The organism is Streptomyces sp. NPDC006739 (assembly GCF_042869815.1).
Classification (GTDB): domain Bacteria; phylum Actinomycetota; class Actinomycetes; order Streptomycetales; family Streptomycetaceae; genus Streptomyces.
Window position 1 is genome coordinate 637,047 of the sequence record NZ_JBIAGM010000002.1, and the last position, 13,325, is coordinate 650,371.

12 protein-coding genes are annotated in these 13,325 nt (G+C 70.1%); 3 read left to right on the forward strand and 9 right to left on the reverse strand.

Annotation, left to right across the window (positions count from 1 at the left end; genetic code table 11):
* The first annotated feature begins 31 nt into the window (after positions 1–31).
* A complete protein-coding gene (locus tag ACFYMM_RS06325; RefSeq protein ID WP_388384373.1) occupies positions 32–256 on the forward strand; it encodes a zinc ribbon domain-containing protein in 225 nt (74 codons plus the stop codon).
* Between the two features lie 18 nt (positions 257–274).
* On the opposite strand, the gene ACFYMM_RS06330 is transcribed toward ACFYMM_RS06325, so the two are convergent.
* The 3 genes from ACFYMM_RS06330 to ACFYMM_RS06340 are packed head-to-tail and all read right to left on the reverse strand — an operon-like array spanning position 275 to position 4,727.
* Positions 275–1,087 (reverse strand): HAD family hydrolase, encoded by an 813-nt coding sequence (locus tag ACFYMM_RS06330; RefSeq protein ID WP_388384374.1) that lies wholly within the window; start codon positions 1,085–1,087, stop codon positions 275–277.
* Positions 1,087–3,537 (reverse strand): phosphoribosyltransferase, encoded by a 2,451-nt coding sequence (locus tag ACFYMM_RS06335; RefSeq protein ID WP_388384376.1) that lies wholly within the window; start codon positions 3,535–3,537, stop codon positions 1,087–1,089. The genes ACFYMM_RS06330 and ACFYMM_RS06335 overlap by 1 nt, the downstream gene beginning before the upstream one ends.
* 23 nt (positions 3,538–3,560) lie before the next feature.
* A complete protein-coding gene (locus tag ACFYMM_RS06340; RefSeq protein ID WP_388384378.1) occupies positions 3,561–4,727 on the reverse strand; it encodes an HpcH/HpaI aldolase/citrate lyase family protein in 1,167 nt (388 codons plus the stop codon).
* A gap of 174 nt (positions 4,728–4,901) precedes the next feature.
* Between ACFYMM_RS06340 and ACFYMM_RS06345 the strand changes: the two genes are divergently transcribed.
* Positions 4,902–5,684 (forward strand): TerD family protein, encoded by a 783-nt coding sequence (locus tag ACFYMM_RS06345; protein ID WP_388384380.1) that lies wholly within the window; start codon positions 4,902–4,904, stop codon positions 5,682–5,684.
* A 25-nt stretch (positions 5,685–5,709) separates the two neighbouring features.
* On the opposite strand, the gene ACFYMM_RS06350 is transcribed toward ACFYMM_RS06345, so the two are convergent.
* The 6 genes from ACFYMM_RS06350 to ACFYMM_RS06375 all read right to left on the reverse strand — a co-directional run bounded on the left by ACFYMM_RS06350 (position 5,710) and on the right by ACFYMM_RS06375 (position 10,173).
* Positions 5,710–6,438: a Tellurium resistance gene (locus ACFYMM_RS06350; RefSeq protein WP_388384382.1), complete on the reverse strand. Its 729-nt coding sequence runs from the start codon at positions 6,436–6,438 to the stop codon at positions 5,710–5,712.
* Between the two features lie 98 nt (positions 6,439–6,536).
* Positions 6,537–7,685 (reverse strand): DUF475 domain-containing protein, encoded by a 1,149-nt coding sequence (locus tag ACFYMM_RS06355; protein ID WP_388384384.1) that lies wholly within the window; start codon positions 7,683–7,685, stop codon positions 6,537–6,539.
* Between the two features lie 104 nt (positions 7,686–7,789).
* Entirely contained in the window at positions 7,790–8,365 is a 576-nt protein-coding gene (locus ACFYMM_RS06360) for a TerD family protein (protein ID WP_388384385.1), read from the reverse strand.
* A 115-nt stretch (positions 8,366–8,480) separates the two neighbouring features.
* Positions 8,481–9,056: a TerD family protein gene (locus ACFYMM_RS06365; RefSeq protein ID WP_388384387.1), complete on the reverse strand. Its 576-nt coding sequence runs from the start codon at positions 9,054–9,056 to the stop codon at positions 8,481–8,483.
* A gap of 112 nt (positions 9,057–9,168) precedes the next feature.
* On the reverse strand, positions 9,169–9,627 hold the full coding sequence (locus ACFYMM_RS06370; protein ID WP_388384389.1) for a peroxiredoxin: 459 nt from the start codon (positions 9,625–9,627) through the stop codon (positions 9,169–9,171).
* Between the two features lie 111 nt (positions 9,628–9,738).
* Positions 9,739–10,173 carry a DUF3052 domain-containing protein gene (locus tag ACFYMM_RS06375; protein WP_388384391.1) on the reverse strand — a complete coding sequence of 145 codons (435 nt, stop codon included), beginning with the start codon at positions 10,171–10,173 and terminating at the stop codon, positions 9,739–9,741.
* Positions 10,174–10,529: 356 nt separating this feature from the next.
* Between ACFYMM_RS06375 and aceE the strand changes: the two genes are divergently transcribed.
* Entirely contained in the window at positions 10,530–13,277 is a 2,748-nt protein-coding gene (gene aceE, locus ACFYMM_RS06380; protein WP_388384393.1) for a pyruvate dehydrogenase (acetyl-transferring), homodimeric type, read from the forward strand.
* Positions 13,278–13,325: the final 48 nt, after the last annotated feature.

Consider the following 13,325-nt stretch of genomic DNA (forward strand, 5'->3'; position numbering starts at 1 on the left):
TGTGTTTGCTCTCGACGGTTAACCTGGGCGCATGCCTCGTTACGAGTACCGCTGCCGGACCTGCGGCGACACCTTCGAACTGAACCGCCCCATGGCGGAGTCCTCGGCCCCCGCCCCCTGCCCCGCCGGCCACGACGACACGGTGAAGCTCCTGTCGACCGTGGCCGTCGGCGGCTCGGCGTCGGCACCGTCCGCCCCGGCCCCCCGCGCGGGCGGCGGAGGCGGCGGCTGCTGCGGAGGGGGCTGCTGCGGCTGACCGACCGGTCCTGGAGACCTAGGCGGTCGCGCGTTGCGCCCGCAGGAACTCCCGCAGGATGCGTTCCCCGGCCAGCACCCCTCGCTCCGGGAGCGCGCTGATCCCCGGCGCCGTGAAGTCCGTGTCCGCCAGTTCGCCGTGGCCGGGGCGCCAGCCCCGGTCCGCCGCCAGGAGCAGATCGGCGTCCAGGAGGGAGTCACCGGCGGCCAGGACGAGTTCGGCCCCGGTGCGACGGGCGATCTCGCGCACGGCCGCGCTCTTGGTGAGCGGCTTGGGGACGGCGTAGATCTTGCGGCCCTGCAGGGACACCGTCCAGCCCCGGTTCTCCGCCCACACCGCCAGCTCCTTCACCCACTCCTCGGGCAGCAGCTCGCGCTCGACCACCAGGTAGGCGAACAGGTCCTCGGCGACGCGGTGCTTGCGCACCCAGGCCGGATCGGCGCTCTCCTCCAGGTGCGCCCGCACCTCGGCCAGCGGCGCGCACTCGTCGGCCAGCCGCGCGAGCACCCCGGCGTGCCAGACGGCGTCGGTGACGCCGTCCACGAGCAGGTGGCCGCCGTTGGCGCAGATCGCGTACTTCGGCGCCGGACCGGGCAGGTTGATGCGCTGGTACTGCTTGCGGGTGCGGGTGGTGGTCGGCACGAACACCGCCGCGTCGCCCAGGTCGGTCAGCAGCTGGGCCGCGGTCTCCGTCATGTACGACAGCGGTCTGCTCTCGTGCACCTCCACGCACAGCAGCCGGGGGGCCCGCGCGTCCGGCATGGTCAGCGCGAGGGCCGCCGCGGAGTAGATCAGCGTACGGTCGAGGTCGCTCGCCACCAGCACCGGCATCAGAGGGCCACCGCCCGGCCGTCGGCGCCGGTCGCCCCGCGCGTGTACTGCGGGTGGATCAACCCGACGCAGGTGTACGGCAGTTCGGCGACCTCCTCGACGGGGACGCCCCGCTGCGCGGCCAGCAGGCGCACATGGTCCAGGTCGGCCCCGGCTCCGGCCCGCGCGAGGATCTTCCACGGCACCCGGCGCAGCAGCACCCGGGTGGTCTCGCCGACGCCGGGCTTGACCAGGTTCACGTCGTGGATGCCGTACTCCTCGCTGATGCGCTCGACCGCCTTCCAGCCCTCCCAGGTCGGCGTGCGGTCGGCGCAGGCCAGTTCCTTGGCCGCCGTGGCCACGCTGTCCGCGACCTCCGGGAAGCGGTCCGAGACCGCGTCCAGGAAGGCCACCGACACGTCCGCGCCGGCCAGTTCGCGGTAGAACTTCGCGCCGTGGAAGTCGTGCGGGCCGACCAGGTCCGCGCGCAGCACGGTGCGGGAGACCAGTCCGGAGACCGTCGAGTTCAGGCAGGCGGAGGGGATGAGGAAGTCCTCCCGGGTGCCGTACGTGCGCACGCACGAGCCGGGGTCGGCCAGCACCGCGATCTCCGGGTCGAAGCCCGTGATGCCGTCCGTCGCCTCGAACAGGGCGATCGCGTCGGCGAGTTCGCGGGTGATGGCGCCCTTGCCGGTCCAGCCGTCGACGAAGACCACGTCCCGGGGGTCGTGACGGTCGGCCAGCCAGCGCAGCGCGTTGGTGTCGATGCCCCGGCCGCGCACGATGGAGACGGCGTAGTGCGGCAGGTCCAGGCCGTGCCGGAACCGGGCCCAGCGGCGCATGAGAGCGCCGACCGGGGTGCCCGCGCGGGCCAGCGACACCAGCACGGGGCGGGGGGACCGCTCCGCGATCACCGTCTCGGTGACCACGCCGGCCGCCAGGGCCAGCCGCGCGGCCGAGGCGTCCAGTGCCGTGCGGAACAGCTCCTGGTACTGCTCGCTCGGCTGGTACTCCACCGGCAGTGACTCCGCGTAGTGCGCCCCGCCGCTCTGGATGGCCTCCTCGCGTTCCTCGGTCGGCGCCTCCAGCGTGACGTCCGAGAGGTCCTGGAGCAGCCAGCCGACCTCGTCGGGCGGGTACGAGGAGAAGGCGGGACCACGGAGGGGCTCGGGGAGCATGGGCGGCCTTTCGGGAACCTGCGCGGGCTCGGGGACGTACGACGGTACGACGGCGAGCAGGACGTGCGGAGTGTGCGCGGCCAGCTGGGCGAGCAGGCCGTCGGGCGCGTGCAGCGCGGGGGTGTCGGCGGCCGAGTCGACGACCGCGACGACGGCGTCGAAGCCGCCGCCGGCCACGTTGTAGGCGTAGCGCTCACCGGGGCCGTCGGCCGGGTCGTCGTGGGCCGGGAAGACCAGCCGGCTGCGTATCGCGTAGCCGGGGTCGTCGACCGCGAGGACGGGCGAGCGGGTGGTGGTGGAGAACCGTATCCGCGGGGCGGGGGCGAGCTGCTCCAGCGCGTGGGCCAGCCGCAGCGGCGCGTACATCAGCTCCTCGAAGCCCAGCACCAGCACCCGCCGGGCGTCGGCGGGCAGGGCCTCGGCGAGCCGGGCGGCCAGCGCGGGCAGGGCGTCCTCCAGGCGGGCCCGGTGGGCCGGGGTGAAGCCGTGCCGGCCGCCGTCGGGCAGACCGTGCGGCCAGTCGAGCCCGACCCGGGCGATCCGGCCGGCCGCCTTGGGCGCGGTGCCTGCCGGGGACTCGTACCGGGCCACCAGTTCCTGCCCCTTCTCCAGCACCCCCTCGGGCAGCCGTACGGTCCCGGAGGCGGTCGCGACCAGGTCCACACGGGCGCCGATCTCGCGCGCGAACCGCTCCAGGCGGCCGGCGTCCCGCGCCGAGCGCATGTCGACCAGGGCGACCACGACGTACCGCTCGCGCGGATGGCGCTCGTGCAGGTCGCTGATGGTGTTCAGGACCGTGTTGCCGGTGGAGAACTCGTCGTCGACCAGTACCAGCGGGCCGTCCTGGGCGAGCAGCGCCGGGTCCTCGGGGAGCAGCAGGTGCGAGGTGGCGTGCGAGTGCGCCTCCTCGAAGCCGCCGGCCCGGGCGACGCCGGCGACCGGGCGGCGGGTGGAGTGCAGGTAGGGGGCGAGGCCGAGGCCGTCGGCGACCGAGTGGCCGAGGCCGGTGGCGGTCTCCGCGTAGCCCAGCACGAGGGCCCGGGCCGCCTCCTTCTCACCGAGCAGCTCGCGCACCCGCCGGCCCAGGGCGAACCCGTGGCCGTACACCACGGACGGCGACTGCGGTACGTGCTTGCCCAGGACGTGGGAGACGAGCAGGTGGGCGCGCTTGGGGTTGCGGCGCAGCGCCATCCCCAGCAGGGCCCGCAGGCCGTCGTCGCCCACGAGTTCGACGCCGAGTCGCTCGGCGACCCAGCTGCCGGACCAGACCCCGTCGTTCACTGCCTTGTTCATGCGTTCCTTGCTTTGGGGGGTGGTCAGCCGGGTATCCCGGCGGCGAGCAGTTCCACGAAGCCGACGTCCTCGTTGGCGACGCCGAACACCTCGGCGCGGAGCATGATCCGCTCGGCCCAGGCGCGGTGCGGCTTCACCTCGTTCATCTTGTTCGTGTAGGCCGACCTGAGGACACCCCCGCCGCCGCGTTCGGGCCGCAGGATGTCCGCCGCGTCGCTGAACTCCTCGTGGCTGACCACGGACAGCGCGTGCACGGGCAGTACGTGGGAGGGGTGGATGCAGGTCTTGCCGAGCAGGCCGTTGGCCTGGTCCAGGGAGATCTCGCGCAGCAGACCGTCCATGGCGTGCTCGATGAGCCGCTCGCGCAGTTCCACGGCCTGCCCCTCCAGGAAGGGGCTGTGCCGCAGCATCGGCTTGAACATGCGCTCCGGGACCCGGAAGTACTCCCACACCGGCCCGGTCACGGTGAATCCGGTGCCGTCGGCGCGGCCCAGCATGTTGACCACGTCGGCGATGACGGAGGCGACGATCTGGACGTCGTACGCCGTCATGTCGGGGGCGCGGCGCAGGCCGTAGGAGGAGCAGAAGTCGGTCACGCCGAGGCGGAGCGCGAGCACCCGGTCTCGGTACTTGTCGATCGCGCGGAAGATGCCCTCGAGCGTGTCGACGCGCGATTCGCGGTACAGCAGTTCGGGGGACTCCAGTACGGGCATGGCGAACAGGCGCCGTCCGCTCTCCGCCTCGGCGCAGGTCAGCGCCTCGAGGAAGGGGATGCCGCGCTCCTCGGTGAACTTCGGCATCACGAACCCGGACAGCAGCCGGGCGTCGGGCCCGAGGCGCCGCACGAGGTCGGGTATCTGCTCGGGGGCCCGGACCCGGACGAACAGCAGGGGCAGCTCCCCGCCGGTCCGCGCGGCGAGGTCGGCGAACTGGCGGACGAGGTTGTCCTCGCCCTCCACCACGTCCGCGTCGGAGATCGAGTCCTCCAGGCACAGCACCATCGAGACCACGCCGTTGCCGGCCTGTCTGACGATGTCGTCGGCGAGCCTCGGCCGGGTGGCCGGGCTGTACAGCGTGGCGCCCAGGGCGGCGGACAGCAGCCGGGCCGGGGAGCCGACGCCGAACTCGCACGGCTCCTGGTGGAAGAGGCGCTGTCGCACCTCAGGGGCGATGTGCCCGAAATGACGCATAGGACTTCCCCAGGGCCAAGAGATGCTGTGGATTCGGTAAAGGGTGGCCGGTAATAGTACGTAGGGATCCATGTCCAAGGTTCCCGCGGGGCATGAATTTCTGGTAACTCCGCCATGTCGCCCGACCCACCCCCCGCATTGTCGTGACCAGGACCGAGAGGGCAGGATGACCGCATGACGCACGCGATGCTGAAGGGGTCGAACGTCCCGGTCGAAGCCACCACGGTGCGAGCCGTGCTGTGCTGGACGCCGGGCCAGGAGGTGCCGGACGTCGACGTCTCCGCGCTGCTCCTCGGCCTCGACGGTCGGGTGCGCTCCGACGAGGACTTCGTCTTCTACAACCAGCCCCGGCACCCCTCCGGGAAGGTGTGGCGGCTCGGCAAGAAGCGGGGCGCCGACGGCCTCACGGACACGATCCAGACGGACCTCGCCGGTGTCGAGCCCGGTGTCGGCCGGATCCTGCTGGTCGCTTCGGCGGATGGTATCGCCTTCGAACACGTACCCGCCCTGCGCATCCTGCTGTACGACGCCGCCGTCGCCGAGGGCGAGCCGCTGGCCCACTTCGAGATCAAGCCGGAGACCGGCGGGGAGACGGCGCTGATCTGCGGGGAGCTGTACCGCCGGGGCGAGGGCTGGAAGTTCCGGGCCCTGGGCGAGGGCTACTCCAACGGCCTCAAGGGCCTCGCCACCGACTTCGGCATCTCGGTGGACGAGTCCGAGTCCGCCGAGGAGCCGCCGCAGCCGGAGCCCGCCTCCCGGCCGCTGCCTCCGGAGCGGCCCACGGCGGCCCCGGTCCAGCCGGCGTACGGCTACCCGCAGCCCACGTCGGGCCGGCCCGCCTACGGCTATCCGGAGCCGGCGTACGGCTATCCGCAGCAGCCGCCGCAGCCGGTACTGACGGCCCAGGACCCGAACTTCCGGCTGCCGCCGCAGGGCCCGCAGTTCGTCGGACGCTGACCGCGCCGGGGCCGCGCCGGCGCTGTCACGTCTTGGTCTTGTAGCCGCGCCCCCACTGCAGCCCCCACCCGTACAGCCGGTCCAGCTCGCCCTGGAACCCGTACACGAACTTCACCTCGCGGCGGACGAGCAGCTCCCCCTTGACGTTCTCGATGAGGACCACCGCGCAGGACCGGGCCTGCGGGTGCCGCTCGTCGAGGCCTATCTCGATCCGGGGACCGTTGCTGGGGTAGAGCGTCACCACCGCGTGCGTGCGGTCGAAGGCGGGGGTCTGGTCGTAGATGTACACGAAGACCAGCAGCCGTTTGATGGCGTCCCGGTGGTCGAGGTTGACGTACATCGTCTCGCCGGACGCCGAGCCGAACCGGTCGTCCCCGCTGAGTTTGATGTACGGCGGCGCGTTGACGTCACCGAGGTAGCCGCCCAGCGGCTGTACGACCCCCTTGGTGCCGTCCATCAGCTCGTACAGGCAGCCCAGGTCGAGGTCGACGTTGACCATGCTCTGGCCGTGCCCCAGCACCTCCGGCGGCTTCAGCGCCTTGAAGGGGTGGCGCAGCAGGCTGGTGCGCTGGGTGCCGTCGAAGTCGGAGGTGCGCATCCGCCAGTTCAGGTTGACGCGCAGATGGCCGGTGGCCGCGTCCTGCTTGGTGAGGGACACCTGCTGGTGCCGCCTGGTGAGCTGGATCGAGTTGTCGGCGCTGCCCGTGTCGAAGTCGTTGACGCGTGCGCCCAGCAGACCGTCGAAGAAGCCCATTCCCGCCCCCACGTTCGTCGAAAACCGGCGGGGCGGCCGAAGGACACGTCCGTCCTCGCAGGCCGCCCCGCCTTGAGCGTTCCTCACCCGGCAGGGTGTCACACCCCGGACGGGACCTCAGCCTTCTCGTCCGAGCCCGCCGCTTTTCCCTCCGCCGCCGCCAGCGCGCGGTTGCGGCGGACCGAGGACCAGAAGGACCAGCCGATCAGGACGACGCCGACCAGGCCGGTGATGACCTCGTTGATCTCGTACTGGATGGTGACCATGAGGATCACGGCCAGCGCGCCGATCGCGTAGTGCGCGCCGTGCTCCAGGTAGACGTAGTCGTCGAGGGTGCCCTGGCGGACCAGGTAGACGGTGAGCGAGCGGACGTACATCGCGCCGATGCCCAGGCCCAGCGCCATCAGCACGATGTCGTTGGTGATGGCGAAGGCGCCGATCACGCCGTCGAAGGAGAAGGACGCGTCCAGGACCTCCAGGTAGAGGAACATGAAGAACGCGGCCTGGCCGGCCAGGACGACCGCGGAGCGCTTGCGGCCGGTGCGCTCGGCCTCTTCCTCCTCCTCGTGCTCGCGTTCCTCGTCCTCCTCCAGCTTGTCCTCGAAGTAGCCGGAGAGACCGCCGACGATCATGTAGGTGATCAGGCCGGCGATGCCGGCGATCAGGACCGTCTGGCCCTTGTCGACGTGGGCGCCGCCGTGCTGGTGGGCGTGGGTGGCGAAGGTGAAGGAGGTGACCAGCAGGACGATCAGGGCGATGCAGACCGACAGCATGTCGACCTTGCCGAGCTTGGCCAGCGGCCGCTCGATCCAGCGCAGCCACTGGATGTCCCGGTCCTCGAAGAGGAAGTCGAGGAAGATCATCAGCAGGAACATGCCGCCGAAGGCGGCGATCGCCGGGTGGGCGTCGGTGACCAGCTGCTGGTAGTGGTCCTTGTTGTTGAGCGCGAGGTCGACCGCGTCGATGGGGCCGATCTTGGCCGTGAGGGCCACGATGACGACGGGGAAGACCAGACGCATACCGAAGACGGCGATGAGCACGCCGACGGTGAGGAAGATCTTCTGCCAGAAGGCGTTCATCTTCTTCAGGATCCCGGCGTTGACCACCGCGTTGTCGAACGACAGCGAGATCTCCAGGACGGCGAGGATCGCCACGATGCCGAAGGCGGTCCATCCCCCGTAGAACGCCGCCGCGACCAGACCGAGCGCGGTGACCGCGAACGACCAGCCGAAGGTTTTCAGAAGCACTGGCTAACCCTCCTGTAAGTACGGGCTGCCCCGCGCCGCACTCGGCTTTGCTAAACGTTGACCCCGACGAGTGTAAAGCGTGGTGGCTACGGCCCGGACGCCGCCTACCCGACGTTCACGCCGAAGTCCATGGCGATGCCCCGCAGCCCCGACGCGTACCCCTGGCCGACGGCGCGGAACTTCCACTCGCCGCCGTAGCGGTACAGCTCGCCGAAGATCATGGCCGTCTCCGTGCTGGCGTCCTCGCTGAGGTCGTAGCGGGCCAGCTCCTGGCCGTCGGCCTGGTTGACCACGCGGATGAACGCGTTGGAGACCTGGCCGAAGGTCTGGCCGCGCTCGTCGGCCTGGTGGATGGAGACCGGGAAGATGATCTTGTCGCAGCCGGCCGGGACCCTCGCGAGGTCGACCAGGATCGATTCGTCGTCGCCCTCGCCCTCACCGGTGAGGTTGTCCCCGGTGTGCTCCACCGAGCCGTCCGGGCTCTTGAGCTGGTTGTAGAAGACGAACCACTCGTCGCCCATCACCCGGCCGCCGCTGCACAGCAGCGCGCTGGCGTCCAGGTCGAAGTCGGCGCCGGTGGTGGAGCGCGCGTCCCAGCCCAGCCCGATCATGACGTTGGTCAGGTTGGGTGCGGCCTTGGAGAGGGAGACGTTGCCTCCCTTGGCGAGCGTGACGCCCATGATTGCTGGTCCTCCCCTAGTGGTGCCTCTTCGGTTGTCCTGCGCGTCCGGCGCCGACCGTAAACGGTGCGGCGCCGGACGATCCGGGGGTCGGTGCCGAGACGGGCACCGACGGTCAGACGTTGACGCCGAAGTCCTGGGCGATGCCGCGCAGGCCCGAGGCGTAGCCCTGGCCGATGGCCCGGAACTTCCACTCCGCGCCGTTGCGGTACAGCTCCCCGAAGACCATCGCGGTCTCCGTGGAGGCGTCCTCGCTCAGGTCGTACCGGGCGATCTCCTGTTCGCCGGCCTGGTTGACGACGCGGATGAACGCGTTGCGCACCTGACCGAAGGACTGCTGGCGGTTCTCCGCGTCGTAGATCGACACCGGGAAGACGATCTTGTCGACGTCGGCCGGGACCGCCGCCAGGTTGATCTTGATCTGCTCGTCGTCGCCCTCGCCCTCACCGGTGATGTTGTCCCCGGTGTGCTCGACCGAGCCGTCCGGGCTCTTGAGGTTGTTGAAGAAGACGAAGTTCTGGTCGCTGCCGACCTTGCCCGACGCGTTCAGCAGCAGCGCGCTGGCGTCCAGGTCGAAGTCCGTGCCGGTCGTGGTGCGCACGTCCCACCCGAGACCGACGATGACGGCGGTCAGGCCCGGAGCCTCCTTCGTCAGCGATACGTTGCCGCCCTTGCTGAGGCTGACTCCCACGAGTCCTCCAGTTGGTGTCCAGGGGCGGGGAGCCCCGTCGTGCTTCGGATATGGGATCAACGTGTCGATCCTAGTGACGGGTTCCCGCTCCCCGCAGTCCCTGGACCCGCCGTCAGAGGGTGTCGAGCGCCTTGACGTACTCGCCGAGGTCACGGGCGTCCGGGAGCGCGTTGACGACCGTCCAGCGGACGACGCCCTCCTTGTCGATGACGAAGGTGCCGCGCACCGCGCAGCCCTTGTCCTCGGCGAAGACCCCGTAGGCGCGGGAGACCTCGCCGTGCGGCCAGAAGTCGCTCAGCAGCGGGTACTCCAGGCCCTCCTGCTCGGCGAAGACGCGCAGGGTGTGGATGGAGTCGTTGGAGACGGCGAGCACCTGCGTGTCGCGGTCGGCGAACTTCGGCAGGTTGTCGCGCACCTCGCACAGCTCACCGGTGCAGACCCCGGTGAAGGCGAAGGGGTAGAAGAGCAGCACCACGTTCTTCTGGCCGCGGAAGTCGGAGAGCTTCACGCTCGCGCCGTGGTTGTCCTTGAGCTCGAAGTCGGGGGCCTTGTCGCCGACCTGGATCGCCATCGTCCTGCATTCCTCTCGGTGGGCTGTTCGGGTGGGAACCACCCTACGCAGCCGGCACCGTGGCCCGTGCCGCGGCCGGGCCGGGCGCACTCGCCCGGCCCGGCCGGCAGGTCACTTCTTGGCCTTGGCCTTCGGCGTCGCCAGTCGCGAGCCGCTCCAGTCCTTGCCGACGCTGACGCTCTTGGACGCCGTCAGCCCCGCCGTGGCCGCGGCTTCCGAGATGTCACTCGGCTCCACGTACCCCGAACGGCCGGTCTTCGGCGTCAGGAGCAGGATCGCGCCGCCTTCCTCGATGTACGTGGTGGCATCCACCAGCGCATCCGTCAGGTCGCCGTCATCGTCGCGGAACCAGAGCACGACGGCGTCGGCCACGTCGTCGTAGTCCTCGTCCATCAGCTCGTTGCCGATGACTTCCTCGATGGACTCGCGGAGCTCCTGGTCGACGTCGTCGTCGTAGCCGATCTCCTGGACCACCTGCTCGGGCTGGAACCCCAGCCTGACGGCAGGGCTCGTCCGCTCCTCCGCGTGGTCCGCGGTCGCGCTCACGGGTTGCCTCCTGATCATGTCTTGGTGAGTATCTCAGCCACGCGCGTGCGCGAAGCATTGGCCGTAGTCCACACGGGCGGGGCGGATCGCGCAAGTACCCGGCCGTACAGACCGCCGAAACGGTGACGATCCGGGCCGTGTCGCCGCAACTCCTGGCACCGTATCGCGAGCCCGATGGTCATCCACCACACCGTTGTGCCCGATTTGCCCGGTTTGGAACCATATGCCCGGAGAGGGGCTCGGCGGACGTCTCGGTTACCTCACGGTAGAGATGACGTACGCCCTCCCGAGGTACACGATGGGGAACGGTGTAGGCACAAGCAAAAAAAGTGGCCCTCTGACAGGTAAGGAACAGCGTGGCTTCCGGATCCGATCGCAACCCGATCATCATTGGCGGCCTTCCGAGTCAGGTTCCTGACTTCGATCCCGAAGAGACCCAGGAGTGGCTCGACTCCCTGGACGCCGCCGTCGACGAGCGCGGCCGGGAGCGGGCCCGCTATCTCATGCTGCGCCTGATCGAGCGGGCCCGCGAGAAGCGCGTGGCCGTGCCCGAGATGCGCAGCACGGACTACGTCAACACGATCCCGACCAAGAGTGAGCCGTTCTTCCCCGGCAACGAGGAGATCGAGCGCAGGATCCTGAACGCGACCCGCTGGAACGCGGCCGTGATGGTCTCGCGCGCCCAGCGCCCCGGCATCGGCGTCGGCGGCCACATCGCGACCTTCGCCTCCTCCGCCTCCCTCTACGACGTGGGCTTCAACCACTTCTTCCGCGGCAAGGACGGCGGCGACGGCGGCGACCAGGTCTTCTTCCAGGGTCACGCCTCCCCGGGCATCTACGCGCGCGCCTACCTGCTCGACCGGCTCTCCGAGCAGCAGCTGGACGGCTTCAGGCAGGAGAAGTCGAAGTACCCGGACGGCCTCTCCAGCTACCCGCACCCGCGCTCCATGCCGGACTTCTGGGAGTTCCCGACGGTCTCCATGGGGCTCGGCCCGCTGGGCGCGATCTTCCAGGCGCGGATGAACCGCTACATGGAGGCGCGGGGCATCGCCGACACCTCGCAGTCGCACGTGTGGGCGTTCCTCGGCGACGGCGAGATGGACGAGCCGGAGTCGCTCGGCCAGCTGTCCATCGCCGCCCGTGAGGGCCTGGACAACCTGACCTTCGTGGTCAACTGCAACCTGCAGCGGCTGGACGGGCCGGTGCGCGGCAACGGCAAGATCATCCAGGAGCTGGAGTCGCAGTTCCGGGGTGCCGGCTGGAACGTGATCAAGCTGGTCTGGGACCGCTCCTGGGACCCGCTGCTGGCGCAGGACCGGGACGGGATCCTGGTCAACAGGATGAACACGACCCCCGACGGCCAGTTCCAGACGTACGCCACCGAGACCGGCGCCTACATCCGCGAGCACTTCTTCGGCGACGACCACCGGCTGCGCGCGATGGTCGAGAACATGACCGACGACCAGATCCTGCACCTGGGGCGCGGCGGTCACGACCACCGCAAGATCTACGCGGCCTTCAAGGCGGCCAAGGAGCACAAGGGCCAGCCGACGGTCATCCTGGCCAAGACGATCAAGGGATGGACGCTCGGCCCGAACTTCGAGGGCCGCAACGCCACGCACCAGATGAAGAAGCTGACGGTCGACGACCTCAAGCGCTTCCGGGACCGGCTGCACCTGCCGATCTCCGACAAGGAGCTGGAGTCCGGCGCGCCGCCGTACTACCACCCGGGCCGCGACACCGAAGAGATCCAGTACATGCACGACATGCGCAAGCAGTGCGGCGGGTACGTCCCGACGCGCGTCGTGCGCTCCAAGCCGCTCGCGCTGCCCGACGACAAGACGTACGCGAGCGTGAAGAAGGGTTCCGGTCAGCAGTCGATCGCCACCACCATGGCCTTTGTGCGACTGCTCAAGGACCTGATGCGGGACAAGGAGATCGGCAAGCGGTTCGTACTGATCGCGCCGGACGAGTACCGCACGTTCGGCATGGACTCTTTCTTCCCGAGTGCGAAGATCTACAACCCGCTGGGGCAGCAGTACGAGTCCGTGGACCGGGAACTGCTGCTGGCCTACAAGGAGTCGCCGACCGGTCAGATGCTGCACGACGGCATCTCGGAGGCGGGCTGCACGGCCTCGTTGATCGCGGCGGGCTCGGCCTACGCCACCCACGGCGAGCCGCTCATCCCGGTCTACGTCTTCTACTCGATGTTCGGTTTCCAGCGCACCGGCGACCAGTTCTGGCAGATGGCCGACCAGCTGGCGCGCGGTTTCGTACTGGGTGCGACCGCCGGGCGTACCACTCTCACCGGTGAGGGGCTCCAGCACGCGGACGGCCACTCCCAGCTGCTGGCCTCGACCAACCCCGCCTGTGTCGCCTACGACCCGGCGTACTCGTACGAGATCGCGCACATCGTGCAGGACGGTCTGCGGCGGATGTACGGGGAGAGCGCCGAGCACCCGCACGGCGAGGACGTCTTCTACTACCTGACCGTCTACAACGAGCCCATCCAGCACCCGGCCGAGCCGGCGGACGTGGACGTCGAGGGCATCCTCAGGGGCATCCACCGGATCAGCGAGAGCGCGACGGGCTCGATCCCGGCGCAGATCATGGCCTCCGGCGTGGCGGTGCCCTGGGCGCTGGAGGCGCAGCGGATCCTCGGCGAGGAGTGGAACGTCAGGGCCGACGTGTGGTCGGCGACCTCCTGGAACGAGCTGCGGCGCGAGGCCGTCGCCGTCGAGCAGCACAACCTGCTGCACCCGGAGGAGGAGCAGCGGGTGCCGTACGTGACACGGAAGCTGAGCGGGGCCGAGGGTCCCTTCGTGGCCGTGTCCGACTGGATGCGGTCGGTTCCTGACCAGATCGCGCGGTGGGTGCCGGGGACGTACCAGTCGCTGGGCGCGGACGGCTTCGGCTTCGCCGACACGCGCGGTGCGGCGCGGCGGTTCTTCCACATCGACGCGCAGTCGGTCGTGGTGGCGGTGCTGACCGAACTGGCCCGCGAGGGGAAGCTGGACCGGTCGGTGCTGAAGCAGGCCATCGACCGGTACCAGCTGCTGGACGTCTCGGCGGCGCACCCGGGAACGGCCGGCGGCGACGCGTAGCGCCGCGCCGCCCCGGGCGGCGTGAGCGGGTGAAGGGCGGTGGAGCCG